Annotated in this window: 22 protein-coding genes; 13 read left to right on the top strand and 9 right to left on the bottom strand. The window is 69.6% G+C overall.

Annotation, left to right across the window (positions count from 1 at the left end; all coding sequences use genetic code 11):
- Positions 1-61: 61 nt before the first annotated feature.
- The 4 genes from GRX01_RS05760 to GRX01_RS05745 all read left to right on the top strand — a co-directional run bounded on the left by GRX01_RS05760 (position 62) and on the right by GRX01_RS05745 (position 3,580).
- Positions 62-877, top strand: a complete 816-nt coding sequence (locus tag GRX01_RS05760) for a class I fructose-bisphosphate aldolase (protein ID WP_159664391.1) — start codon at positions 62-64, stop codon at positions 875-877.
- Positions 877-1,824 (top strand): class 1 fructose-bisphosphatase, encoded by a 948-nt coding sequence (locus tag GRX01_RS05755; protein ID WP_159664389.1) that lies wholly within the window; start codon positions 877-879, stop codon positions 1,822-1,824. Before GRX01_RS05760 ends, GRX01_RS05755 begins: the two co-directional genes overlap by 1 nt.
- A 31-nt stretch (positions 1,825-1,855) precedes the next feature.
- A complete protein-coding gene (locus GRX01_RS05750; RefSeq protein ID WP_159664387.1) occupies positions 1,856-2,083 on the top strand; it encodes a hypothetical protein in 228 nt (75 codons plus the stop codon).
- A gap of 303 nt (positions 2,084-2,386) precedes the next feature.
- Complete coding sequence (locus tag GRX01_RS05745) at positions 2,387-3,580, top strand: glycosyltransferase (RefSeq protein ID WP_159664385.1); 1,194 nt, start codon at positions 2,387-2,389, stop codon at positions 3,578-3,580.
- 52 nt (positions 3,581-3,632) lie between these two features.
- Here the strand turns inward: GRX01_RS05745 and GRX01_RS05740 are convergent, their stop codons facing one another.
- Positions 3,633-5,468 carry a S9 family peptidase gene (locus GRX01_RS05740; RefSeq protein WP_159664772.1) on the bottom strand — a complete coding sequence of 612 codons (1,836 nt, stop codon included), beginning with the start codon at positions 5,466-5,468 and terminating at the stop codon, positions 3,633-3,635.
- A 189-nt stretch (positions 5,469-5,657) separates the two neighbouring features.
- On the opposite strand from GRX01_RS05740, the gene GRX01_RS05735 reads away from it, so the two are divergent.
- Positions 5,658-7,454, top strand: coding sequence for an acyl-CoA carboxylase subunit beta (locus GRX01_RS05735; RefSeq protein ID WP_159664383.1), 1,797 nt, complete (start codon positions 5,658-5,660; stop codon positions 7,452-7,454).
- A 176-nt stretch (positions 7,455-7,630) separates the two neighbouring features.
- Here GRX01_RS05735 and GRX01_RS05730 read toward each other — a convergent pair whose 3' ends face one another.
- The 4 genes from GRX01_RS05730 to GRX01_RS05715 all read right to left on the bottom strand — a co-directional run bounded on the left by GRX01_RS05730 (position 7,631) and on the right by GRX01_RS05715 (position 10,198).
- On the bottom strand, positions 7,631-8,233 hold the full coding sequence (locus GRX01_RS05730) for a PH domain-containing protein (protein ID WP_159664381.1): 603 nt from the start codon (positions 8,231-8,233) through the stop codon (positions 7,631-7,633).
- Positions 8,233-8,853 carry a PH domain-containing protein gene (locus GRX01_RS05725; protein WP_159664370.1) on the bottom strand — a complete coding sequence of 207 codons (621 nt, stop codon included), beginning with the start codon at positions 8,851-8,853 and terminating at the stop codon, positions 8,233-8,235. Before GRX01_RS05725 ends, GRX01_RS05730 begins: the two co-directional genes overlap by 1 nt.
- A 54-nt stretch (positions 8,854-8,907) precedes the next feature.
- Positions 8,908-9,591, bottom strand: a complete 684-nt coding sequence (locus tag GRX01_RS05720) for a hypothetical protein (RefSeq protein ID WP_159664360.1) — start codon at positions 9,589-9,591, stop codon at positions 8,908-8,910.
- Between the two features lie 109 nt (positions 9,592-9,700).
- Positions 9,701-10,198, bottom strand: a complete 498-nt coding sequence (locus tag GRX01_RS05715; RefSeq protein WP_159664358.1) for a MaoC family dehydratase — start codon at positions 10,196-10,198, stop codon at positions 9,701-9,703.
- Positions 10,199-10,325: 127 nt separating this feature from the next.
- On the opposite strand from GRX01_RS05715, the gene GRX01_RS05710 reads away from it, so the two are divergent.
- Complete coding sequence (locus GRX01_RS05710) at positions 10,326-11,195, top strand: HpcH/HpaI aldolase/citrate lyase family protein (RefSeq protein WP_159664356.1); 870 nt, start codon at positions 10,326-10,328, stop codon at positions 11,193-11,195.
- Between the two features lie 40 nt (positions 11,196-11,235).
- On the opposite strand, the gene gdhB is transcribed toward GRX01_RS05710, so the two are convergent.
- Entirely contained in the window at positions 11,236-12,552 is a 1,317-nt protein-coding gene (gdhB, locus tag GRX01_RS05705) for a glutamate dehydrogenase GdhB (RefSeq protein WP_159664354.1), read from the bottom strand.
- Between the two features lie 232 nt (positions 12,553-12,784).
- On the opposite strand from gdhB, the gene GRX01_RS05700 reads away from it, so the two are divergent.
- The 7 genes from GRX01_RS05700 (at position 12,785) to GRX01_RS05670 (ending at position 20,268) form a co-directional block, all read left to right on the top strand.
- Positions 12,785-14,041: a Glu/Leu/Phe/Val family dehydrogenase gene (locus GRX01_RS05700; protein ID WP_159664352.1), complete on the top strand. Its 1,257-nt coding sequence runs from the start codon at positions 12,785-12,787 to the stop codon at positions 14,039-14,041.
- A gap of 116 nt (positions 14,042-14,157) precedes the next feature.
- Positions 14,158-15,909, top strand: a complete 1,752-nt coding sequence (locus GRX01_RS05695; RefSeq protein WP_159664350.1) for a PAS domain-containing protein — start codon at positions 14,158-14,160, stop codon at positions 15,907-15,909.
- 47 nt (positions 15,910-15,956) lie between these two features.
- Positions 15,957-16,703 carry a bacteriorhodopsin gene (locus tag GRX01_RS05690; RefSeq protein WP_159664347.1) on the top strand — a complete coding sequence of 249 codons (747 nt, stop codon included), beginning with the start codon at positions 15,957-15,959 and terminating at the stop codon, positions 16,701-16,703.
- A 185-nt stretch (positions 16,704-16,888) separates the two neighbouring features.
- Complete coding sequence (locus GRX01_RS05685) at positions 16,889-17,734, top strand: lycopene cyclase domain-containing protein (RefSeq protein WP_159664345.1); 846 nt, start codon at positions 16,889-16,891, stop codon at positions 17,732-17,734.
- Positions 17,735-17,803: 69 nt separating this feature from the next.
- Complete coding sequence (locus GRX01_RS05680; protein WP_159664343.1) at positions 17,804-18,373, top strand: MOSC domain-containing protein; 570 nt, start codon at positions 17,804-17,806, stop codon at positions 18,371-18,373.
- Between the two features lie 112 nt (positions 18,374-18,485).
- Positions 18,486-19,631 (top strand): DUF3179 domain-containing protein, encoded by a 1,146-nt coding sequence (locus tag GRX01_RS05675; RefSeq protein WP_159664341.1) that lies wholly within the window; start codon positions 18,486-18,488, stop codon positions 19,629-19,631.
- Positions 19,621-20,268 (top strand): hypothetical protein, encoded by a 648-nt coding sequence (locus GRX01_RS05670; protein ID WP_159664339.1) that lies wholly within the window; start codon positions 19,621-19,623, stop codon positions 20,266-20,268. Before GRX01_RS05675 ends, GRX01_RS05670 begins: the two co-directional genes overlap by 11 nt.
- Here GRX01_RS05670 and GRX01_RS05665 read toward each other — a convergent pair.
- The 3 genes from GRX01_RS05665 to GRX01_RS05655 form a co-directional block, all read right to left on the bottom strand.
- Positions 20,226-21,221 carry an acetamidase/formamidase family protein gene (locus GRX01_RS05665; protein ID WP_159664337.1) on the bottom strand — a complete coding sequence of 332 codons (996 nt, stop codon included), beginning with the start codon at positions 21,219-21,221 and terminating at the stop codon, positions 20,226-20,228. The genes GRX01_RS05670 and GRX01_RS05665 overlap by 43 nt on opposite strands.
- 247 nt (positions 21,222-21,468) lie before the next feature.
- Positions 21,469-22,707 carry a mandelate racemase/muconate lactonizing enzyme family protein gene (locus GRX01_RS05660; protein ID WP_159664335.1) on the bottom strand — a complete coding sequence of 413 codons (1,239 nt, stop codon included), beginning with the start codon at positions 22,705-22,707 and terminating at the stop codon, positions 21,469-21,471.
- Positions 22,708-22,980: 273 nt separating this feature from the next.
- Positions 22,981-23,154, bottom strand: a complete 174-nt coding sequence (locus GRX01_RS05655; RefSeq protein ID WP_159664333.1) for a hypothetical protein — start codon at positions 23,152-23,154, stop codon at positions 22,981-22,983.
- Between the last annotated feature and the right edge of the window lie 61 nt (positions 23,155-23,215).

Below are 23,215 nucleotides of genomic sequence, written 5' to 3'. Positions count from 1 at the left end.
GTAAATATCATTCCACCGACACCATTCGATTTATGCGCGATGGCGTTGCCACAATAGACATATGATCCCCGACGCGGACGAGGCGATCACCCGGGACGGCAAGGCGCTCATTCTCGCGTACGACCACGGCATCGAGCACGGGCCCGTGGACTTCGAGCCGAATCCGGAGACGGCCGACCCGGAGCGGGTGTTCGATCTCGCGACCCACGACGCGGTGACCGCCCTTGCGGTCGGAAAGGGCGTCGCGGAGGCGTACTACCCGAGCTACGACGACGACGTGTCGCTGTTGGCGAAGCTCAACGGCACGTCCAACCTCTGGATGGGCGAGCCCGACTCGGCGGTGAACTGGTCGGTCGAGTACGCCGCCGAGCTGGGCGCGGACGCGATCGGGTTCACGCTGTACGGCGGCTCGAACAACGAGGTGGAGATGGCGGAGGAGTTCCGCGACGCACAGGAGGCGGCCCGCGAGCACGACATGGGTGTCGTCATGTGGTCGTACCCGCGCGGGCAGGGACTGAAGAACGACACCAGCCCGGGAACGATCGCGTACGCGACGCGCCTCGGCCTCGAACTCGGCGCCGACATCGCGAAGGTGAAGTACCCCGGTTCGCCCGAGGCGATGGCCGAGGCCGCGCGGATGGCCGGCCCGGCGAAGGTGGTGATGTCCGGCGGATCCAAGGCCGACGACCGCGCGTTCCTCGAGACGGTCGCCAGCGCGATCGAGGGCGGTGCGAACGGGCTGGCCGTCGGCCGCAACGTCTTCCAGCGGGAGAACCCCGTGGAGATCCTCGACGCGCTGGAGGCGGTCATCTTCGAGGAGGCGTCGGTCGAGGAGGCGCTCGAACACACCTCGACCCCGGCCGTCGCCGACGACTGATGGACGACCCCGACAGCGGGAGCGGTCACGGTTCCGGGGCCGACTCGGACACCGGCGTCGGCGCCGCCGACGAGCCCGTCGCCGTCGCGGAGGCGGTGCTGGACGCCGCCGCCGCCGCGGCTCCGGAGATCCGCGCTGGACTCCCGGGACGGCGCCGCTACCTCGACGACGAGAACCCCTCCGGCGAGGACGTGCTGGCGGCCGACGTGTACGCCGACGAGCTGCTGGAGGAACGGTTGGGCGACGTCGACGGCGTCGGCACCTACGCCAGCGAGGAGCGCGAGGCGACCGTCGACACCGGCGACGGCGCCGTGTCCGTCGCGGTGGACCCGCTCGACGGCTCCTCGAACCTGGAGTCGAACAACCCGATGGGCACCATCGTCGCGGCGTACGACGCTCCGCTCCCCGCCTCGGGACGGGACCTCGTCGCCGCGGGGTTCGTCCTGTACGGGCCGGTCACGACGATGGTCGCGGGCGTCGGCGCCCCCGACGGGACGGCCATCCACGAATACCTCGTCACCGAGGGGGGCGACCGCGAGGACCTGGGTCGGATCGCGCTCCCGGACGACCCGACGGTGTACGGCTTCGGCGGACGGGTCCCCGACTGGCCCGACGACTTCGCCGCGTACGTCGACGAGATCGAGGACGAACTGAAGCTGCGCTACGGCGGCGCGATGATCGCGGACGTGAGTCAGGTGCTCTCCTACGGCGGCGTGTTCGCCTACCCCGCCCTCGAGTCGGCGCCCGACGGGAAGCTCCGCCTCCAGTTCGAGGGGAACCCCGTCGCGTACCTCGTTGAGGGCGCGGGCGGGCGTTCCTCCGACGGCGCGCGGTCGCTGCTGGACGTCGAGGCGATCGGGATCCACCAGCGCGTGCCCGTCCACGTGGGGAGCCCCGAGCTGATCGATCGCCTCGAAGCGGCGCTCGACGGCGTTCGGAACCGATAGACCCACACGTCGTGCGCCCGGAAGCCGGACAATGAGAGATCGCTACAAGGCGCTCATGTTGCGCAGCTTCAAGGACGCGATGGACATCGTCGACGAGTACAACGGCTGGGCCGACGAGGCGTTCGACGACTCCTCGCCGGTGCCGCCGCAGGCGGTGCCGCAGGTGGCGATGATGCTGTATCAGAGCCGGGTGATGGACGGGTGGGGCGGCGAGGGCGGGTTCGACGTGCCGGAGTTCGACGACAAGATGTTCGACTAGCGAGGCCGACCGAAGGGAGGCCTCGGCTCACGGCGGAGAGGTCTGTGGGCCGAGCCGCCCGGTAGAGTAGCGATGCGCGGGGGAGCGAACGAAGTGGGCGAGTGAGGCGACGATACCACGGCGGCGAGCTTGCGGGCGAGCCGCCCGGCACGTGTTACTGCCGACCGGGGCATCGATCTATCGCGTTCGGAGTCGACCCGGCCGAGTCGCTCGATTAATGCGGCTTAATTCGGTCCCAGCGCCACCAATCCGCGTTGAGCGCTGTCCCCGTTGAAGGGGACGAGGCCGTTCGCGACGACCACGATGAACCTCGAACGAGTCGGCCTGATCGCGACCGTCGCGAGCCTGCTCGCGGCGGCCGCCGCGCTGGCGTTTCCCGGCGTGGTGGGACTGCCGGTCGACGCACGGTCGCTGCTGGCGGCGACACTGTGGGGAACAACCATCCTGTTCGCCGGGACGGCGCTCCTGTGGGTCGTCCTGACGTACGCCGTCGGCGCGGGGTACGAGGAGCCGGACCCGGTGCACGGCGGAGACGACGTACAGGTTCGGATCATGACCATCGACGCGGCGGAGGTGGTCCGTCGGACGGTCGAGTCGCTCCCCGACGAACTGGACGACGTGCGCGTCATCGCGGAGGCGGACATCGACGTGCCGGGCGCGACGGTCCACGTCGTACCCGACGAGTTCGAGGCCGAGGCCGTCCGGAAGGGCCGCGCGCTGGAGTGGGCGCGGAGACACGTCGACTGCGACCGCGAGTTCGTCCTCTATCTCGACGAGGACAGTCACATGGCGGAGTTCGAGGGACTCCCGGACGCCGACGTGGTCCAGCTTCGCGAGGAGCCGCGTCGCACCGGCTCGGTCCTCTCGTACCTCGCGGACGTGTACCGGATGGGCGTCCAGGTCGAGCAGCGGGCGTTCGCGCGGCTCTCGATCCCGCTGTTCGCGTGGGGCGGGGGCATCGCCGTCCGACGGGAGGTCGAGGACGCGGTGACGTGGAACCGCGAGACGCTCGTCGAGGACACCGCGTTCGTCTGGCGAGCGGCCGAGCGGTTCGACCTCGACTTCGAACTGTCGGAGGTGGTCGTGCGCAACGAGGCGCCGCCGTCGCTGTACGAGATCACCCAGCAGCGCCGCCGGTGGACCGCGGGGAACCTCCGGGCGGCGAAGATGCTGCCCGCCCGCTACCGACTGCTCACTCGTCTGCGAAACTACGCGTGGGCGCTGTCGCCGGTGGTGACGCTGGTGGCGATCCCGCTGTCGATCGTCGGCGTCTCGGTGGTGTTCGGCGGCCTGTTCCTCGCCGCGTCGCTGACGCTGGCGGCGTTCACGGCGTTCTGGTTCCTCCGCGGGGTCGCGCACTACGGTCGCGAGACGGCGGGGTGGGCCCTCGCGGTGCCGCTCGCACCCGTCGTCACCGTGGTGCATTCGCTGGGGACGGTCGCCGGCGTGCTCAACCCGCCCGAGGAGTTCCGCGTGACCGAAAAGAGCGGGAAGTGATCAGCGTCGGCCCGATCACCCCCCGCTCGGTGGCGACGCCGCCCGGTCGTCGCTAGTCGTCGCTCGCGGCCACGTCGGCCTCGACGGTGCCGACGCGTCGCTCGAAGAAGTCGTCGAGCAGTTCGAGGCTCCTGAGCTTGTCGTCGATGTCCGAGGAGCCGTGTCCCTCCTCGCCGAGTTCCTCGTACTCGTAGCCGTCGCCCTCATCGTAGCCCGCGTCGTCGAGCGCGTCCCGGAAGATCCGCGCCTGCGAGACGGGCACCCGACGGTCGTTGACGCCGTGAACGATGAGCAGTGGGGCGTCGAGGTTGTCGGCGTAGGTGACTGGAGAGCGCTCCTCGTACAGCGCCTCGTTCTCGTCGGGTTCGCCGAGGTACTTCACCATCAGCTCCGAGCGGAAGTGCGGCATGGTGTTCTCGGCCATGTCGAACAGGTCCGAGACGCCGACCCACGCGACCCCGGCGTCGTAGAGGTCGGGGAACTGGACGAGCTGCCAGTAGGCGGAGTAGCCGCCGTAGGAGCCGCCGAAGACGACGACGCGGTCGTCGTCGAGCCAGTCGTACTCCGCGAGGACGTGCTCGGCCGCGGTGGCGACGTCGCCCTGTTCGGCGCCGCCCCAGTCGTCGTACAGCTCCTCGACGAACTCGCGACCGCGCCCGGTGGAGCCGCGGTAGTTCACCTGCAGGACCGAGAAGCCGCGCGAGAGCAGGAACTGCGTGCGGTAACTGAACGAGAGGGTGTCGCGGGCGCGCGGGCCGCCGTGGGGATTGACGACCAACGGCGACGGTCGCTCGCCGGAGTCGTAGAGGATCGCGCCGATCTCCAACTCCTCGTAGGGGTCGTGGTCGACGGCACGCTGGGGCGTTTCGGGCACGCCGTCCGACTCGAACGTGAAGTACTCCGCGTCGGCGAAGTCGTCGTGTGAAAACGGCCCGTACTCCGCATTCAGAACGGTCTCGTACTCGTCGCTCGCGAGGTCGTAGGCGAGCAGTTCGGGGCGGCGCGTCGGCGTCGTGTGCTGGACGAGCACGCGGCCGTCGTCCAGGGGAGTGTCGTCCGCCAGCGACGCGACGCCGCCGGGGAGGTCGAGTTCGCGACCCTCGCCGGTCTCGGCGTCGTAGACGACGGGAACGGCCTCGGCGTCACGCGAGCGCGTCGCGAGGAACCGGTCGCCGTCCGGGAGGAAGAACGCGGGCGTCTCCTCGTACTCGCCGTCGCCGTACCACGTCACGTCGTCGGCCTGGAGGTCGTAGACGCCACAGCGCCCCTTGTCCGGCGTGTTGTCCGAGACGAGCAGCGCGTCGCCGTCTGGGTGCCAGTCCGCGGGGGCGGATTCCGCGCCGGTCTCGCCGACCTCGATGTTCCGGGCGTTCGAGCCGTCGATATCGGCGACGAACACGTCCGCGTTGTCGTAGTCCTCGGAGGTGTTGGTCATGAACGCGAACCGGTCACCCTCGGGCGACAGTTCCGCCGTCCAGACGGCGCGATCGTAGTCGGTGAGCTTCGTCGTCTCGCCCGAAGGGAGGTCGTGACGGTAGACGTTCATCTGGCCGTCGGCGTTCGAGCCGACCAGCAGCGTCTCGCCGTCGTCGCCGACCGACTGGAGCGCAACCTGCCCGTCCATCTCGACGACCGGCTCGGCGTTCCCGTCGCGGTCGATGGCGTGGACGTCGTTTTGCTCGTTGCCGGCCTCGTCGAGGTGGAAGAAGACGCGCTCGCCGGCGGCGTCCCACGCGAAGCCGTGGCGGGCGTCCTTCGGGACCTGCCCGTCGGACCACTGCTCGAGGTCGCCGGTGTCGGGATCGAGGAGGTACAGTTGGTTGCGGCCGTCGATGTCGTAGTACAGCGCCACCTCGTCGCCGTCGGGGGCCGGCGCGGGGTGGGCCATCGTCGGCAGCTCTGCGAGGGACCGGAGGGTATCGTCGTGATCGTCGCTCACGCCTGATCGTTCGGCGCGGTCGACTTGAGTCTATCCAGATCGACCGTGTGGAAAGACGGTTGACAGGCGATCGCGGACGGCCGACTCGCGCCGCCGTCCATGGAAAACTCTTTCCGCAATTCTTGCGCACACCACCGTATGAAAGTCCACGTGGGCGCGGCTGCAACCGAGGAGGAGGCCGGCGCCATCGCCTCGGCGCTGGCCGAGCACTTCGGCGTCGACATCGAGGTGTACGCCGGCGACGACGCCGACGAGCCGATCGCGGTCGCCGAGCCCCCCGAGATCGAGTACCCGCTGGACGACGATCTGGGACCGACCGACCGCGAGGCCGCCCTCCGCGCCGAGATCGACGACATCCTGCAGGGGGGACCGGAGAAGTACAAGCAACGTCTCCCCGACCAGGGGAAGCTGTTCGTCCGCGACCGCCTCGACCTGTGGTTCGGGGAGAGCGGGGAGGGCGGCGTCGGCGACGCCGACCGCGAGGACGCCGCCGACGGCGTGAAGTTCGAGGACGGCAAGTTCGCCCACTTCGACGCGTGGCACGGGAACTCCCCCGACGTCGAGGAGTCCGACGAGGGGAATCGCCTCCCCGCCGACGGGCTCCTCACCGGCGCCGCGACCTTCGAGGGCCGCGACCTCCACTTCATGGCGAACGACTTCACGGTGAAGGCGGGGTCGATGGCCGGAAAGGGCGTCGAGAAGTTCCTGCGGATGCAACAGCGCGCGCTGAAGAACGGCAAGCCCGTCCTCTACCTGATGGACTCCTCGGGCGGCCGGATCGACCAGCAGACGGGCTTCTTCGCCAACCGCGAGGGGATCGGGAAGTACTACTACAACCACTCGATGCTCTCCGGGCGGGTCCCGCAGATCTGCGTGCTCTACGGCCCCTGTATCGCCGGCGCCGCCTACACCCCCGTCTTCGCCGACTTCACCGTCATGGTCGAGGGGATGTCCGCGATGGCGATCGCGTCGCCGCGGATGGTGAAGATGGTCACCGGCGAGGAGATCGAGATGGACGACCTCGGCGGCCCCGACGTGCACGCGAAGTACTCCGGCAGCGCGGACCTCGTCGCCGAGGACGAACAGCACGCCCGCGAACTGGTCGCGGATCTCGTCACGTACCTCCCGGACAAGGCCGGCGAGAAGCCCCCGCGAAGCGATCCGAAGCCGCCGACGTACTCCCCCGAGGGCATCGACGAGCTGATCCCCGAGGCGCCCAACCGCCCGTACGACGTGCACGACCTGCTCGACCGGATCTGCGACGCGGAGTCCGTCTTCGAGCTGAAGCCCGAGTACGGGAAGGAGATCGTCACCGCGTTCGCCCGCATCGACGGCAAGCCCGTCGGTGTCGTCGCGAATCAACCGACCGAGCGCTCGGGCGCCATCTTCCCCGGCGCCGCCGAGAAGGCCGCCGAGTTCATCTGGACGTGCGACGCCTACGAGATCCCCCTGCTGTACCTCTGTGACACGCCCGGGTTCATGGCGGGATCGCAGGTGGAGAAGGACGCCATCCTCGAGAAGGGGAAGAAGTTCATCTACGCGACCTCCTCGGCGACGGTGCCCAAGCAGACCGTCGTCGTCCGCAAGGCGTACGGCGCGGGCATCTACGCGATGGGGGGCCCGGCCTACGAACCGGAGTCCGTCATCGGGCTCCCGTCCGGCGAGATCGGGATCATGGGCCCCGAAGCGGCGATCAACGCCGTCTACGCGAATAAACTCGCGGAGATCGACGACCCCGAGGAGCGTGCGGAACGCGAGGACGAACTCCGCGAGGAGTACCGCCGCGACATCGACATCCATCGGATGGCCAGCGAGGTCGTCATCGACGAGATCGTTCCTCCGTCGGATCTGCGCGAGGAACTCGTCCAACGGTTCGACTTCTACGAGGACATCGAGAAGTCGATCCCGGACAAGAAGCACGGCACGGTGCTCTGATCGGGTTTATACGAGATGACGGGACCAGCCCGCCCGTGACCTGACGACCGACCGGACGACGGCCAGCGGGTGCGCGATGCCCCGTCGTCCGACGCCGCCGCATCGCCTGTTCGCCCCACGCCCTCTCGGACTTCGTCACGACGTAGTGCCACGGATCGTCACCGAAGCGACGAGGATCACCGGTCGAGCGCCGCGTGGAGCAGCCGAAGCTCCTCGCGGACCGCCCGCCACGAGTCGATCGACCCCGGGATCGACTCGCCGTCGTCGCCGCCGGCGTCCCGGGCCTCCCGGGCGTCGCGGGCGTGCTCGTCGACGAGCGACCGTACCGCCTGCGGGTCGTCGACGCGGCGGAAGGAGACGCCGTCGGCCGCCGTCTCCAGCGTCACGGTGCCGTAGCCGAACAGCGAGCCCGTGACGGACTGCTCGTACGCGGAGTTCTCGACCGTCGAGAGCCGCGCACGTCGCACCCGCCGCCCGACGACGCCGGTCCTGACCGACGCCGCGCGATCGGTGAGCACGTACCGCGTGTTCAGCAGCGACAGCACCGCCGCCCCGGGGATGGCGAGGCCGACGAGGACGGCGACCGCCGCGATAGCGACCCCGAATCGGCTCGTCGCCGCCGGCCCGACGGCGACGGCTAGCCCCACGGCAGCCACGAGCACACCGACGAACGCCGCGGGGAACGCCGCCGAGAGCCGCGGCCGACCGGTCCAAAGCACGGACTCGTCGTCGTCGACCGGCACGGCGTCCGGGACGTCGGCGGAACCGGCGTCGGACATCACTCCTCGTCGGCGGCGGACGAGCCGGTCTCCGTCGTCGCGTCGTGGGCGATCCCGTCGTCGCGGGTCGCGGGAGCGGCGTCGCCCTCGACGGCGGCGCGGATCGCGCGCAGTTCCGCGAGAACGTCGTCGAGCACGTCGGCCTTCGACTCGCCGTCGCCGGCGTCGCCGCGGGGGTCGCGGGCGCGGATGCGCTCGTTGACGAGTTCCTGGATCCGCTTGGGATCCGCGACGCTGTCGAAGCTGAGCTCGACGCCGGATCCCCCGGCCGTCGAGATGTCGACGCTCCCGTAACCGAACTGCGTGCCGAAGAAGTCCTGCGAGTAGGAGGTGTCCTGTACCTTCTCGAAGCCGACGCGCTTCACGTCGCGGGAGACGACGCCGCGCTTCTTGTACAGCGCCTCGGTCGTGATCACGTACTCGGTGTTCTCCCGCGAGAGGTACGCCGAGGCGATGATCGCGAGCCCGATGAGGACCAACGAGAGGGGAACCCCGACCACGAGCGCGGGGACGAGACTCATCGAGTGCGGCTTCCCGATCCAGATGACCTCCTCCTCGGGGTCGAGCGAGAGCCAGTCGAAGCCGTCGGGGAGCTCCCCGTCGGCGGAGGGTGACGACATGGCCGGGGATATCGTGCAGGACTGATAAAGCCGCCGGCGTCGACGCGCCGTCGGTCAGTCGCCCCGGTGTGCTCGGATGATCCCCCGGTAGTATGGTTCCATCACTCGGATCGCCTCCTCCCAGCGCTCGCCGGTATGGAGGTCGTGGAGTTCCACCCCGAGGAGGTACCGGACCGGCGCGGCGCCGAACCCCTCCCGGCCGTCGCTCGGCTTGTCCGGGTACCCCTCGTCGCCGACGGCGACACGGTACTCGAGCAGCTGCGCGCGCAACATCGGCGTCCAGTAGTCGCCGTTCGCCTTGTGGTTGCGCCACGCCCGGGTCGTCGCACTCGCGTACTCGCGGTCGATGTTGAGCACGGCGGCACGCTCGACCAGCGCGTCGCGGACGCGTCCCCAGTCGCCGTCGCGGATCGACTCGGGATCGATCCGGTCGCCGTCGACGTGGTCCGCCTCAAGTTCGTCTTTCGCCCACAGCGCGTCGACGTACGCTTGGGCCGCCCGTCGCGCCGCCTCGCCGTCGACGTGGGCGAACTGACGGCGATCGACCTCGGTGAACGACTCGACGGCCGCATCCCGTTCGCCTCGATCGTGGTATCTGAACCCCGCACACAGTTCGCGCGCCATGTGGCGAGCGACGCGTTCGACCGTCCCCGCGTCCTCGTCGGCGCGTTCGCGCTCAGACACGTCCGAACCGATCCCGCTCCCTGCTCCGACACCGCTGGGTGTCTCCCCGGTCATGGCTCGCGACTCACGTTCCGTTCGAGCGATCATAACAGTGGTTCGCGATATCGAGCGCGAAATTTGATTCGGGGAGGAGGAGAATAGACCGCCTGGGCGCCGTCGACGACTACTCGGCGTGTTCGCGCTTCAGCGACAGCACCGTTCGCTCGAACGTGCACACGAGGGTCTCGCCGCCGTCGGCTTTCCCCTCGGCGGCCGCATCATCCTCCCCGTCGAGCTTGTACGCGTCCACCCGCATGGTCACGACGCCGCGCTCGCCGTCGCTGGTCTCGCGCTTGTCGAGCACCGTCGACTCCGCGCGGATCGTGTCGCCGTGGAACACCGGGTTGGGGTGTTCCACGTCGTCGTACGAGAGGTTCGCGACGATGGTGCCGTCGGTGGTGTCGGGGATCGACAGGCCCGTCGCCAACGCCATCGTGTAGATGCCGTTCACAAGGCGCTCGCCGAACTGCGTCTCGGCGGCGAACTCGGCGTCGAGGTGGAGCGGCTGCTGGTTCATCGTCATGTCGCAGAACGTCTGGTTGTCCCGCTCGGAGACGGTTCGGCGCTTCTCGTGGACGATCGTCTCGCCGACCTCGAACTCCTCGTAATACTTGCCGGCCATGGAGGAGGCGACGGATGGGCGGGTGAAAACCGTGCGGGAATTCGTCGTCCGGCTCACGACGACCGGGGCCCGCTCGCCCGCGTTCCGGTCGGCGGGATTGATACGCCGGTCCGACGAACGCCGATGCATGCCACGACGCAGCGTCATGTTCTCTCCGGGCGATCGTCCCGAACTGATGCGGAAGGCGCCCGCCGCGGGCGCGGACACGATCGTGTTCGACCTGGAGGACGCGGTCGCACCCGGCCGCAAGGAGGAGGCGCGGGCGGCCGTTCGCGACGTGCTCACCGACCCCGACTTCGATCCGGACGCCGAGGTGTGCGTCCGCGTCACCGGAACCGAGACGTACCGCGACCTGGAGGCCCTCGTCGACGACGGCGACGCCGCGTTCGACGCGGTGATGCTCCCCAAGGCGGAGTCGGCGGACGCGGTCGAACAGCTCGGGGACCAGCTCCGGGAGCACGACCGCTCGGTCCCCGTGATCGCGCTGATAGAGACCGCCCGCGGCGTCCTCCGGGCGGAGTCCATCGCGGACGCGGAACCGACCGACGCCGTCGCCTTCGGCGCCGAGGACCTCTCCGCGGACCTGGGGGCGACGCGAACAGACGAGGGGACGGAGGTGCTGTACGCCCGCGAGAAGACCGTCGCGGCGGCCGCGGCCGCCGGCGTCGACGCCATCGACACGGTCTACACCGACTTCGGCGACGAGGCGGGGCTCGCCGAGGAGACGCGGTTCGCGGCGACGCTCGGCTACGACGGGAAGATGGCGATCCACCCCTCGCAGGTGCCCGTCATCAACGACGCGTTCACCCCCGAGGACGACGAGATCGCGTGGGCCGAGCGCGTGCTCTCGGCCCGCGACGCCGCGGCCGCCGACGACCGCGGCGTGTTCGAGGTCGACGGCGAGATGATCGACGCGCCGTTGATCGCGCAGGCCGAACGGGTCCGCGAGTACGCGCGGCTGGCGGGCGAGTGGGACGGCGACCGGGACGACGAATAGCGGTCGAGACGCGGAACGGTCGGAGGCCCGTTCTACCGCGTCAGGGCCACAGGCCGCGGACGCTCTTGGCCTCCGCGATGCGGTCGAGCGCGACGACGTAGGCGGCGTCGCGCCAGGTGACGTCCCTCGCCTCGACCTCCTCGCGGACGGCGTTCCACGCCGAGAGCATCTCGGACTCCAGTTCCTCCTGTACCTGTTCGAGCGTCCACGTGCGACGGTTGATGTCCTGCAGCCACTCGAAGTAGCTGACGGTGACGCCGCCGGCGTTCGCGAGGATGTCCGGGACGACGTGGATCCCGCGCTCGGCGAGGATCTCGTCGGCCGGGAACGTCGTCGGGCCGTTCGCGCCCTCGACGACGATGTCCGCGCGGATCGCGTTCGCGTTGTCGACGGTGATGACGTTGCCGACGGCCGCCGGGATCAGCACGTCCACGTCGAGTTCGAGGATGTCGTTCCCGCCGTCGAGCAGGTCGGCGCCCTCGGTCTCGTCGGCGTAGTCGGTGACGGCGTTCGGCTGCTCTGCGAAGCTCGGGATCGCGTGGGTGTCGAGCCCGGTCGGGTCGTGGACGGCGCCCCCGGAGTCGGAGACTGCGACCACGTCCGCGCCCCAGTCGTCGAGCAGTCGGGCGGCGTTCGCGCCAACCGAGCCGTACCCCTGCACGGCGACGGTGAGGCCGTCGAGGCCGTAGTCGTAGTACTGCGCCGCCTCGCGGGTGACGATCGCGACCGAGCGGCCGGGCGCCTCCTCGCGCCCCTCCGAGCCGCCGACGACGGGCGGCTTGCCCGTGACGACGCCGGGGATCGTCTCGCCCTCCTGCATGGAGTACGCGTCCATGAACCACGCCATCGTCTGCGCGTCGGTGCCCATGTCGGGCGCCGGGATGTCCTTCTTCGGCCCGACGAACTTGCGCAGTTCCTCGGCGAACCGGCGGGTCAGCCGCTCGTGCTCGCCCTCGGAGAGGTCCTTCGGGTCGACGACGACGCCGCCCTTGCCGCCGCCGAACGGGAGGTCCATCACCGCGCACTTCCAGGTCATCCACATGGAGAGGCCGACGCACTCCTCCTCGCTCACCTCCGGGTGGAAGCGCAGGCCGCCCTTGTACGGGCCGCGCACGTCGTCGTGCTGGGCGCGGTAACCGGTGAACACCTCGACGGAGCCGTCGTCACGCTCCAGCGGCACCGCGACCCGGTGGACGGTCGTCGGATGCTTCAGCCGCTCGATGACGCCGGGGTCGACGTCGAGGTGCGCCGCGGCGTGTTCCAGTTGCCGCCGAGCCGTCTCCAGCGCCGAGTCCGGCTCGCTCTGTTCGTCGGTGGCGACGCGCTTCTCGCCGGTGCCTGCTGTTCCGGTTGACATGGTGGGTTCGGCCGCCGCGTGGACGCGACGGCACGGGTACTGCCCGCTCGGCTGGAGGTGGATAAAATATTGATGATATTGATTCATGGAAGGGATATATACACAATGATATGATACCTACTGTCATCGATCGTCATTACTATACATGGGATCGAGATCGGCAGACTGCGGGGGGATCGCGGCGTCGAAGCCGTCGACAGGACTAACAAGTGATGGACGAAACCGGAACCCCATGGCCGAGCAGGCGAACCCCTTCGAGAGTCTCCAGGAGCAGATCGACGACGCGTCGGCGCACCTCGACGTCGCCGACGACGTGCGCGAACGACTGAAACACCCCGAGCGGGTGCTGGAGCTGAACCTCTCCGTGGAACTGGACGACGGGTCGCTGGAGCGGTTTCGGGCGTTCCGTTCGGAGTTCAACGGCGACCGCGGCCCGTACAAGGGCGGCATCCGCTATCATCCGGGCGTCACCCGCGACGAGGTGAAGGCCCTGTCGGGGTGGATGGTGTACAAGTGCGCCGTCGTCGACATCCCCTACGGCGGCGGCAAGGGCGGCATCGTCGTCGACCCGTCCGACTACTCCGCCGCGGAGGTCGAGCGACTCACCCGCTCGTTCGCGGAGGAGCTTCGCCCGTTCATCGGCGAGGACAAGGACATCCCGGCGCCCGACGTGAACACGGGCCAGCGGGAGATGAACTGGATCAAGGACACCTACGAGACGCTCGAGAACACGACCGAGCCGGGCGTCGTCACGGGCAAGTCGCTCGAGTCCGGCGGCTCGGAGGGCCGCGTCGAGGCGACGGGCCGGTCGACGATGCTCACCGCCCGCGAGGCGTTCGAGTACCTCGACAGGGACATCGAGGGCGCGAGCGTCGCCGTCCAGGGGTATGGCAACGCCGGGCACATCGCCGCCTACCTCATCGAGGACCTCGGCGCGAACGTCGTCGCCGTGTCCGACTCCTCGGGCGCCGTGTACGCCGAGGACGGCCTCGACGCCCGCGAGGTGAAGGAACACAAGAACGAGACCGGCTCCGTCACCGGGTACGACGGCGCCGACGAGGAGTTCTCCAACGAGGACCTGCTCACGCTCGACGTGGACCTGCTCGTCCCCGCCGCCCTGGAGAACGCCATCGACGGCGACCTCGCCCGCGACGTGCGGGCCGACGTGATCGTCGAGGCCGCCAACGGCCCGCTCACGCCCGAAGCCGACGACGTGCTCACCGAGGCCGACGTGCACGTGTTCCCCGACATCCTCGCGAACGCCGGCGGCGTCACCGTCAGTTACTTCGAGTGGGTCCAGAACCGCCAGCGCTTCTACTGGACCGAGGAACGCGTCAACGAGGAGCTCGAGCGCCACATCGTCTCGGCGTTCGACGACCTCACCGAGTGTTACGAGTCGCTCGACCTGCCCAACTTCCGGACCGCGGCGTACGTCGTCGCGATCCAGCGGGTCATCGACGCGTTCACCGACGGCGGCACCTGGCCGTAACCGGTCGCGTTCGTTCGTCCTCCACACGACGGACCCTTCTCTATCACACACGAGTCACCGTCTCCGCCATCGTCGCTACCCCGGCACGTTTTGTCGGTTCGCCCCGTTAGCGGTCTATGGCGCGACACGGGTCCGAAGACTCCGCCGGGAACGTCGACGCCGTGACGCGTGGGTTCGATGCGTCCGGCGGTCCGACCGCGGCGAGCACCGACGCCGTCGACGAGGCGCTGAAGACGCGGACGATGGACGAGGCGCCCGTCGGCATCACCATCGCGGACGCGACGGAGCCGGACATGCCGCTCGTCTACGCGAACGCCGCATTCGAGCGGATAACCGGCTATCCGCCGTCGTACGCGGTCGGACGGAACTGCCGGTTCCTGCAGGGCGAACAGACGACCGAGGAGCCGGTGGCGCGGATGCGGGAGGCGATCGAACGCGGCGAGGCGACGACCGTCGAGCTCCGCAACTACCGGCGCGGCGGCGAACTGTTCTGGAACGAGGTCACGATCGCTCCCCTGCGGGACGAGGCGGGCACGATCACCCACTACGTCGGCTTCCAGCAGGACGTGACGCGGCGCAAACGCGCCGAGCGCGCCGCCGAACACCGGGCCGCGCGCATCGAGCGCGAGCGGGTCGCGCAGCGTCGCCTCCTCCAGCGGCTCGACGGCGTCGTCGTCGACGTGACCGAGGCGGTGACCCGCGCGACCTCGCGTGACGACCTCGAACGCGATATCGTTGACAGCATCGATCGGACGTACGCCGGCGCGTGGATCGGTCGGTACGACCCGCGGGCCGACGACATCGAGGTCACGGCAGTGGCGGGCTCGACCAGCACCGACGAGGTCGGGAGCCGTCTCCCCCTCGGCGACGCGACGGGAGACGGTTCCGCCGTCGACGACGGGGTCGGCGACACCCCGATCGGGACGGCCGTCGCGGAGGCGATGTCCGAACGGTTCGTCCGGACCGTGTCGATCGACGGCGCGGCGGCGGACGGCGTGACCGCCGTCGCGGCGATCCCGATCCACTACGGCGACGCGACGTACGGTGCCGTCGGGGTGTACACCCGCGCCGACGGCGGGTTCGCGAGCAACGAGCGGGCCGTGTTGACGGCGCTCGGGCGCGCCGTCGCGACGGGGGTCAACGCGATCGAGAGCCAGCGAACGCTCCGCGAGGAGGGAGCCTTCGAGATCGAGTTCGGGATCGTCGACCACCCGCTGTCCGCGGTCGCCGGCGCCGCCGGGTGCACGCTGCGCCACCGCGGCGCGGTCGGGGATCGGGACCGACCCTCGATGCTGTTCGAGGTGTCGGCCGACGGCTCCGGCGTCGACGCCGACGCGCTCCGGGCGGCCGCGGGCGAGTCGGTCACCGTTCACTCCGTGTTCGCGGAGACCGCTGACGCGTCGGTGGCCGAACTGTCGGTGTCGGAGTCCCGACTTCGACCCCTCCTGGCGGAGTACGGCGCCGATCTCGAGGCGGTGGTCGCCGACGCCGACGGCGCCCGTGTCTCGGTGTCGGTCGCACGCGAATCGCTCGCGCAGTCGTTGGTCGAGGCTGTCACCGACAGCCACGAACACGTGGAACTCCTCGGCTACCGCCGACGGACCGAACGGGCCCGAACTCGACCCGAGTTCGTCGCCGCCGTGGAGCGGGAGCTGACCGAGCGACAACACGCCGCGCTCGTCCGCGCGTTCACGACGGGGTACTTCGAGTGGCCGCGCGACGTGGACGGCGACGAGCTCGCCGAGTCGATGGGAGTGAGTCGATCGACGTTCCACCAGCATCTCCGCGCGGCACAGCGGAAGCTCGTCGCCGCTTTTGTCGGAGCGGGCGAGGAGGAACGGGCGACGGCCCCCGTCGACCCCAACTAGTTGCATATCCCCCTTACCTGTGTACCACTCCTACGTTCGTATGCATCATGCCACAACCCGGCAGTGAAGGAATCTGGCTGTGGATCGGCACGCTCGGAATGCTCCTGGGGATGTTGTACTTCATCGCCAGGGGCTGGGGCGAAACGGACCGGCGGCGACAGGAGTTCTACATCGTCACGATATTCATCACCGCCATCGCGTTCGTAAACTATCTCGCGATGGCGCTCGGGTTCGGCATAACCATCGTCGAACTCGGTGGCGAGGAGGTCCCGATATACTGGGCCCGATACACGGACTGGCTGTTCACCACACCGTTGCTGCTCGTCGACCTGGCGCTGCTCGCGGGCGCCAACCGCAACGAGATCGCCTCGCTCGTCGGCCTCGACGTGCTGATGATCGGAACCGGCGCGGTCGCGACGCTGAGCCAGGGCGCGGGCGTCCTCTCGGTCGGGGCACGCCGCCTCGTCTGGTGGGGCGTCTCGACGGGCTTCCTGCTCGTGCTCCTGTACATGCTGTACGGCTCGCTCGCCGACAAGGCCAGCAAGCTCTCGGGCGACGCCGCGTCGACGTTCAGCACCCTGCGGAACCTGATCGTCGTCGTCTGGCTGATCTACCCGGTCTGGTGGATCGTCGGCACTGAGGGCCTCGGCCTCATCTCGCTGAACATCGAGACGGCCGGCTTCATGGTCCTCGACCTGGTCGCGAAGGTCGGCTTCGGGATCATCCTGCTGTCGAGCCGCGAGGTGCTCGACGCGGCCGGCTCGTCGACGACCGACGCCACCGCGGCCGACTGAACGGCCCGGAACGGCGTCACTGTCGTCGACCGTTCGCCGTCGGCCGAACCGACTTCGACTGACCGCCGTTGACCGACCCGGCTCCGTGGGGTCGCCGCCGGAGTACCCCGGCGGCGACGCGAACCGACGACCCACGGTGCCGACATCGCGCCGACGGAACCCACATCGATGACACTCGATCCATCATGACGACCGCGCTCACGTACCTCCAGTTCCACCTCGCGTTCCTCGTGCCGGCGGTGCTGGCGCTGATCGCGACCGGGTTCGTGAGCCGGTCGCGGATCGACGCGACACGAGCCGTCGGGGACCACGCGGCCGCGCGAACGGGCTACGGACGGCGCTACTGGACCGGCGTCGCGGTCGTCACGCTCGTGGCGCTCGTGTACACCGTTCCGTGGGACAACTACCTCATCGCCGTCGGGGTGTGGGGGTACGGCGAGGGCGCGACCCTCGCGACCCTCGGCCACGCCCCCGTGGGCGAGTACCTGTTCATCCTCGTCCAGCCGTGGATCACGGCGCTGTGGCTCTCGCACCTCTCGATCCCGTCGACGTGGCCGGCGGTCGACCGCCCGGTCGCCACCCGAGTCGCCGGCGTCGGACTGGCGGCCGCGATCGGGATCGGCGGGTGGGTGATGCTCGGCACCGACGCGACGCTGTACCTCGGTGCGATCGCGGCGTGGGCGGCGCCGGTGTTGGCCCTGCAGTGGGCCGTCGGCGCCCCGCAACTGTGGGCGCGGCGGCGCCTCGTCGCGCTCGCGACGCTCGTGCCGACGCTGTACCTGTGTGTCGTCGACCGCGTCGCGATCGCCCTGGACATCTGGATCCTCTCGGAGCGGTTCACGACCGGGATCGAGATCGCCGGGCTCCCCGTCGAGGAGGCGACGTTCTTCCTCGTCACGAACCTGTTCGTCGTGCAGGGGCTCGTGCTGTTCCGCTGGGTCGTCGACCGGTGGATCGACGACGGTCCGACCGGCGCCGAGCCGGTCGGCGATGGCCCCACCGGCGACGGGCCGATCGACACCGCTCGGTGACGCGCCGAGGCCGACGTTCGCGCTCGGTCCCGGCACAGCGTTCATTTCTGCTCGCGACGACGCGTACCCATGCCCGCCAGCGTCGAGGCCCTGTACACGGCCCCCGGGGAGGGAGATCCGATGGTCGAACACGACCGCGTCACGCTCGTCTCCGGCGGCGTCGAGGGCGACCGCTACCTCCGCGGCACCGGGTACTACTCTCCGTTCGACGTCTGTGCGGTCACGCTCGTCGACGCCGCGGCGCTTGAGTCGATCCGCGACGACCGCGAGATCGACCTCACCGACGGCCGCCACCGCCGCAACGTGGTCGTCCGCGGCGTCGACCTCGAGGACCTCCTCGGGGCGACGTTCCGGATCGGCGGGACGGACGCCGCGAGGAGTACTGGGGGCGGAGCGGAGACCGGATCCGGCGCCGTGCTCCGCGGCACCCGGCCGCGACCTCCCTGCGCGCACCTCGAGGACGTCGCCGACGAGGAGGGAGTCGCACGGGCGTTGACGGGACGCCGCGGCGGCATCTGTGCGGAGGTCGTCGAGCCCGGCCAGATCGCCGTCGGCGACGCGATCGAGGTCGTCGAGGCTGACCCGCGATCGGAGGGACGGCGGATCGCGGAGCGACTCAGGGAGTCACACGGCGAGTGACGCGTCGCGCCCGCGACGACCGCGAGCGACGCCGAAGGGCTCCGACCGATACCGTGCGACCGTGACGCACGACCGGATCACGTCTAATGGCGGGGGGACCGTCCACGGTATCATGTCACAGGGCCCCACGAGGAGACGCCTGCTCGGGTCCATCGGGCTCGCGGGGGCCGCGGCCGTCGCCGGGTGTCTCGACGGGCTCCCCGGACGCGAGGTCGTTCCCGCGGGGACTGCCGACGCCTCGGGACCACCGTCGCGCGACGGCGCGTTGCATCAGCCATGGCCCCGCGAACGGCTCCGGGAGGAGACGGTGGGGGGCGGGCCGGACAAGGACGGGATCCCGTCAGTCGACGAGCCCTCGTTCGCGTCCCCTGGGGAGGTCACCCTCGCGGACGACGAGGTGGTGTTCGGCTACGCCGGCGAGACGGACGTGAAGGCGTACACCCAGCGCGTGCTCGTCTGGCACGAGATAACGAACGACTCGCTCGATGGAACGCCCGTCGCCGTCACGTACTGTCCGCTCACGGGGACCGCGATGGGGTTCGAGCGCGGCGACACCACCCTCGGCGTCTCCGGAAAGCTGGTGAACAACAACCTCGTGATGTACGACCGCGCGACGGACTCCCGGTGGCCGCAGGTGCTCGCCACCGCCGTCGACGGGCCCCGGGAGGGCGACCAGCTCCGGGAGTTCGGGTTGACGTGGACGACGTGGGGCCGGTGGCGCGAGGCCCACCCGGACACCGAGGTGCTCACCGAGGACACCGGCTACGCCAAGCGCTACGGCTCGGACCCCTACGGCAACTACAATCCCACGAGCGGCTACTACGGCGGCGGAGGTCCGCTGTTTCCGCCGCTCGATGAGGGCTGGGCCGAAACGCTGGACGAGCCGAAGCGCGTCGTGATCGGGACGCGGACGGCCGACCGCGCCGTCGCGTTCGACAAGCCCGCGCTCCGCGAGAGGCGGCTACTGGAGACCGCCGGCAGCGGAAGCAACGACGACGGAGGCGGCGACGACGAGGCCGACGGCGGCAACGGCGACGCCGACGCGTTCCTCGCGGCGTACGATCCGGGTCTCGACACGGGCTGGGTGTACCGGTCCCGCGGGGCGAGCGTCGAACCGGACGACGACAGCGAGGGGCTGTTCGCCGTCGAGGGCGAGACGTACCGCGCGGGCGACCTGCCGCTGGAGCGGGCGTACGCCTTCGACGCCATGTGGCACGCCTGGGGCGGCTTCTACCCGGAGACCGCGTATGTCGCGTGAGCACGAGGCCGAGGGACCGCGCGGCCCCGCCGCAGTCGCCGCGACCGCGCTGATGCGGACCCGCCGGGCCCTCACCGCCTCGCTGGCCGACCGCGTCGCGGCCGCGGTACTGGTCGCGTCCACGGTCGGCTACGCGCTGGTGTACGCCGTCGCCGTCCGCGACCTCGGTGTCGCTTCGCGAGCGACCGTCGCGAGCGGGGACGGCCTCGGGTCCGTGACCGTCGTCGAGGCGCCGCTGAGGCGCGCGCTCTCGGGGGAGGGGGTCGCGCTCGTCGCGCTCGGGCCCGTCGAGTACCTGTTCGTGCCCGCGACGCTCGCGGTCGCCGTCGGCATCGGCCTGCTCGTCGGTGCGAACCTCGCGCTGTCGGCGCTGGCGTGGCGCCAGCCCGCAGTCTGTGACATCTCCCCCGCATCGGGATTGGCAGCCGGGCTCCCGGCGCTGCTATCGGGGACGGCCTGCTGCGGCCCGCTGGTGTTCATCGTGCTCGGGCTACAGGCGACGAGCGCCGCGTTGACCGCGATCGCGTGGCTGCGGCCCGCGGCGGTCCTCCTGCTCGTCGCCTCGCTGCTGTGGGCGGGCTGGCGCCTCGACGTTCAGTCCTCCGCCTCGTCGGGGAAGATGCTCTCGGGGATGTAGGCCGTCACCGTCCAGTTGGGCGCGTCGACCACCTCGCTGACCTTCAGGTCCATCGCCGCCGAGCACAGCAGGTACGCCTCGCCGCGGGTGAGCCCGCGGTGTTCCGAGAGGTGAGTGATCATGTGTCGGGTCGCCTTCTTCGTCGCCTCCATCAGGTCCGAGTCGATCCCGGTCGTCGCGTACATCGGCTCGTCGACGCCGGTCGCGGTGAACGGTCCCGAGGTGGCGAGCTCGGGCTGTTCGATGTCGAGGTCCTTCCGGACGTTGAACCGCGCGGTGACGAACATCGGCGCCTCGACGCCCGTGACGCACACCTCGCCGTCGCCCTGCGCGGCGTGGCAGTCGCCCGTCGAGAACAGCGCGCCGTCCACCTCGACCGGGAGGTAGACGGTCGAGCCGGCGGTCATGTGCTTCACGTCCATGTTGCCACCGACGTTTCGCGGCGGGAGCGTGTCGTGTTCGCCGTCCTCGGCGGGTGCGTTGCCGATGGTTCCCGGGAACGGATCCAGCGGCACCTCGATCCCGTTCACGAACTTCCCAACGTCGCCCTCGAGGTCCCAGATGTGGATACCCGGCTCGTCGAAGTCCTCCGGGAGCAGGCCCAGCCCCATGTCGCCGGGGAAGTAGAGGTTGTACCCCCAACCCTTGTGCTGGAGGTCCAGCAGTTCCACCTCGAGGACGTCGCCCGGCTCGGCGCCCTCGACGTACACCGGACCCGTCAGCGGGTGGACCGGGTCGAAGCTCACGTCCATCACGTCCTCGGCGGTGGTCTCCACGTCGACCTGCCGGTCCACCGCGTCGCGGCACTCGAAGCGGACGACGTCGCCGTCCTCGACGGTCAGCGCCGGCTCGAGGGAGTTGTCCCACGCCGAGTGGATGTTCCGGTCGGCGTCCGAGAGTCGGTGGTCGACGGTGTACTCCTCGCGGTCTGTGTCGTGCCCCTGATGCGGCATGGGAACATGTTGCAATCGAAGTCGCAAAAACGCGATCCATCCGGCAGGGAGCCGGGGAGACTTCCGTAACGATGTGGTGGTTGTGACGACGTAGCGTTATCGTCGGTACGGTCGAGGGGCGCATCAACTGGCGACCGATCCCGACGAGTCGCGCCGAAGTACACACCGGAATCAGCGATCTTCGAGTTCGCCTACAACTGACCCCTCGTCGAACGGGCCGTGACTTCGTCCCGCCGGCTCGACGAAGCTACGCTTCGTCGAACAGCGTCTCGCCGTCGACCATGTGCTCCTCGACGGTGTCCATGTCGAGCGTGACGCCGATCCCGGGCTCCTCGGGGATCGTGATGTAGCCGTCCTCGATCACGTCCTCCTCGACCAGGTCCTCCCACCAGCCGAGCTCGTAGGAGTGGTACTCGACCGCAAGCGAGTTCGGGATCGCCGCGCCGACGTGCGCGCTCGCCATCGTCGCCACCGGCGAGGAGACGTTGTGCATCGCGACCAGGACGTAGTACTGGTTGGCCACGTCCGCGATCTTGCGGGTCTCGCGCATCCCGCCGACCTTGGGCATGTCGGGGGCGACGATGTCGACCGCCTGGTTCTCGATGAGTCGGCGCTCCTCGGTCACGCGGTAGCGGTTCTCGCCGACGGCGATCGGCGTCACGGTGGACTTGGTGACCTCCTCCTGCACCTCGAGGTTCTCCGGCGGGACGGGGTCCTCCAGCCACCACACGTCGTACTCCTCGATGGCGTCCGCGAGGCGCTTGGCCGAGCCGCCCGAGAACGTCCAGTGGCAGTCGAACGCGACGTCGGCCTCGTCCTTCACGCGCTCGGTGACGGCCTCGACGATCTCGACCTTGTGGCGGATCTCCCCGGGGCGGAGGTGACGGTTCGCGCGGTCCTTCTCGAGGCCCGACGGCACGTCGAGGTCGAACTTCAGCGCGTCGTAGCCCAACTCGTCGACGACGCGCTCGGCCTCGTCGGCACAGGCCTCGGGGTCGGCCTCCGCCTCGGTGTGGCAGTCGCAGTAGACGCGCATCTCGTCGCGGTACTTCCCGCCGAGCAGCTGGTAGGCCGGGACCTCGAGGATCTTGCCCGCGAGGTCGTGCAGCGCGACCTCGATGCCCGAGATGGCCGTGACGGTGACTCCCTCGACGCTGCCCTCGCCGCTCATCTTCTGGATGAGGTGCTCGTACAGGCGGTCGATGTCGAGGGGGTTCTCCCCGACGAGGAACGGCGTCATGCGCTCGATGAGTTCGGGAACGCCCGCACCCCAGTACGCCTCCCCGGTGCCGACGATGCCGGCGTCCGTGTACACGCGCACGAGCGTCCACGGGAAGTTCCCGTCGACCATCGTGCACTGCACGTCGGTGATCTCCACGTCGCGGCCGCCGCCTCGCTTCGCCGTCACGCCCATCGTCCCGGAGGACAGCTCCCGCATCGTGTACTCCGCGTTCGGGTCGTGGAGCGAGTCGTAGTTCCGGCTCATGTGCGATGAGTTTACTCGCTATAGTGTAAAGGTTGGCAGTCGCGCGGCGACAACGTCGTCCGTCCACGCCGGATCACGATCCGGGTGGCCAGCGTCCGCCCGTCGAACGGACCAGTTCCACCGCGCGATAGGAGCCGTACGAGAACAGGACGAACCCGACGACGAAGGCGACGGCGCCGGCCGCGATTCCTTCGGGACCGGACCATGCCGGTCACCGGATCGCCGAGTCGTTCACTTCAGCCGAAGAACTCTCGACTGCAGTCGACGATGCACTCAGGCTTGGTGCGACTCCGCCGGATCGACCTCGACGCCCGAACCACGGGTGGCGAGGCCCTTGGCCTTCCCGACCACCGTCGCGCCGGTGAGTCCGACGACGTAGGCGACTAACAGAACGCCGATGACCCCGAGTTCACGCACGTGACCGAGCACCGCTCGTACACCAGTCATATCGCGAAAGAACCGAATTCACACACATAAAATCGACTCGCGAAATATCAATACCGATATC

The sequence above is a fragment of the Halobaculum saliterrae genome (assembly GCF_009831625.1).
In the GTDB taxonomy this organism is placed as follows: Archaea; Halobacteriota; Halobacteria; order Halobacteriales; family Haloferacaceae; genus Halobaculum; species Halobaculum saliterrae.
This window is presented reverse-complemented; position numbering and strand designations above follow the sequence as displayed.

Excerpts from the sequence above, each read along its gene's own strand:
- GRX01_RS05760 (WP_159664391.1), top strand. The coding sequence starts at position 62 with ATGATCCCCGACGCGGACGAGGCGATCACCCGGGACGGCAAGGCGCTC.
- GRX01_RS05755 (WP_159664389.1), top strand. The coding sequence starts at position 877 with ATGGACGACCCCGACAGCGGGAGCGGTCACGGTTCCGGGGCCGACTCG.
- GRX01_RS05750 (WP_159664387.1), top strand. The coding sequence starts at position 1,856 with ATGAGAGATCGCTACAAGGCGCTCATGTTGCGCAGCTTCAAGGACGCG.
- GRX01_RS05745 (WP_159664385.1), top strand. The coding sequence starts at position 2,387 with ATGAACCTCGAACGAGTCGGCCTGATCGCGACCGTCGCGAGCCTGCTC.
- GRX01_RS05740 (WP_159664772.1), bottom strand. The coding sequence starts at position 5,468 with ATGGCCCACCCCGCGCCGGCCCCCGACGGCGACGAGGTGGCGCTGTAC.
- GRX01_RS05735 (WP_159664383.1), top strand. The coding sequence starts at position 5,658 with ATGAAAGTCCACGTGGGCGCGGCTGCAACCGAGGAGGAGGCCGGCGCC.
- GRX01_RS05730 (WP_159664381.1), bottom strand. The coding sequence starts at position 8,233 with ATGTCCGACGCCGGTTCCGCCGACGTCCCGGACGCCGTGCCGGTCGAC.
- GRX01_RS05725 (WP_159664370.1), bottom strand. The coding sequence starts at position 8,853 with ATGTCGTCACCCTCCGCCGACGGGGAGCTCCCCGACGGCTTCGACTGG.
- GRX01_RS05720 (WP_159664360.1), bottom strand. The coding sequence starts at position 9,591 with ATGACCGGGGAGACACCCAGCGGTGTCGGAGCAGGGAGCGGGATCGGT.
- GRX01_RS05715 (WP_159664358.1), bottom strand. The coding sequence starts at position 10,198 with ATGGCCGGCAAGTATTACGAGGAGTTCGAGGTCGGCGAGACGATCGTC.
- GRX01_RS05710 (WP_159664356.1), top strand. The coding sequence starts at position 10,326 with ATGCCACGACGCAGCGTCATGTTCTCTCCGGGCGATCGTCCCGAACTG.
- gdhB (WP_159664354.1), bottom strand. The coding sequence starts at position 12,552 with ATGTCAACCGGAACAGCAGGCACCGGCGAGAAGCGCGTCGCCACCGAC.
- GRX01_RS05700 (WP_159664352.1), top strand. The coding sequence starts at position 12,785 with ATGGCCGAGCAGGCGAACCCCTTCGAGAGTCTCCAGGAGCAGATCGAC.
- GRX01_RS05695 (WP_159664350.1), top strand. The coding sequence starts at position 14,158 with ATGGCGCGACACGGGTCCGAAGACTCCGCCGGGAACGTCGACGCCGTG.
- GRX01_RS05690 (WP_159664347.1), top strand. The coding sequence starts at position 15,957 with ATGCCACAACCCGGCAGTGAAGGAATCTGGCTGTGGATCGGCACGCTC.
- GRX01_RS05685 (WP_159664345.1), top strand. The coding sequence starts at position 16,889 with ATGACGACCGCGCTCACGTACCTCCAGTTCCACCTCGCGTTCCTCGTG.
- GRX01_RS05680 (WP_159664343.1), top strand. The coding sequence starts at position 17,804 with ATGCCCGCCAGCGTCGAGGCCCTGTACACGGCCCCCGGGGAGGGAGAT.
- GRX01_RS05675 (WP_159664341.1), top strand. The coding sequence starts at position 18,486 with ATGTCACAGGGCCCCACGAGGAGACGCCTGCTCGGGTCCATCGGGCTC.
- GRX01_RS05670 (WP_159664339.1), top strand. The coding sequence starts at position 19,621 with ATGTCGCGTGAGCACGAGGCCGAGGGACCGCGCGGCCCCGCCGCAGTC.
- GRX01_RS05665 (WP_159664337.1), bottom strand. The coding sequence starts at position 21,221 with ATGCCGCATCAGGGGCACGACACAGACCGCGAGGAGTACACCGTCGAC.
- GRX01_RS05660 (WP_159664335.1), bottom strand. The coding sequence starts at position 22,707 with ATGAGCCGGAACTACGACTCGCTCCACGACCCGAACGCGGAGTACACG.
- GRX01_RS05655 (WP_159664333.1), bottom strand. The coding sequence starts at position 23,154 with ATGACTGGTGTACGAGCGGTGCTCGGTCACGTGCGTGAACTCGGGGTC.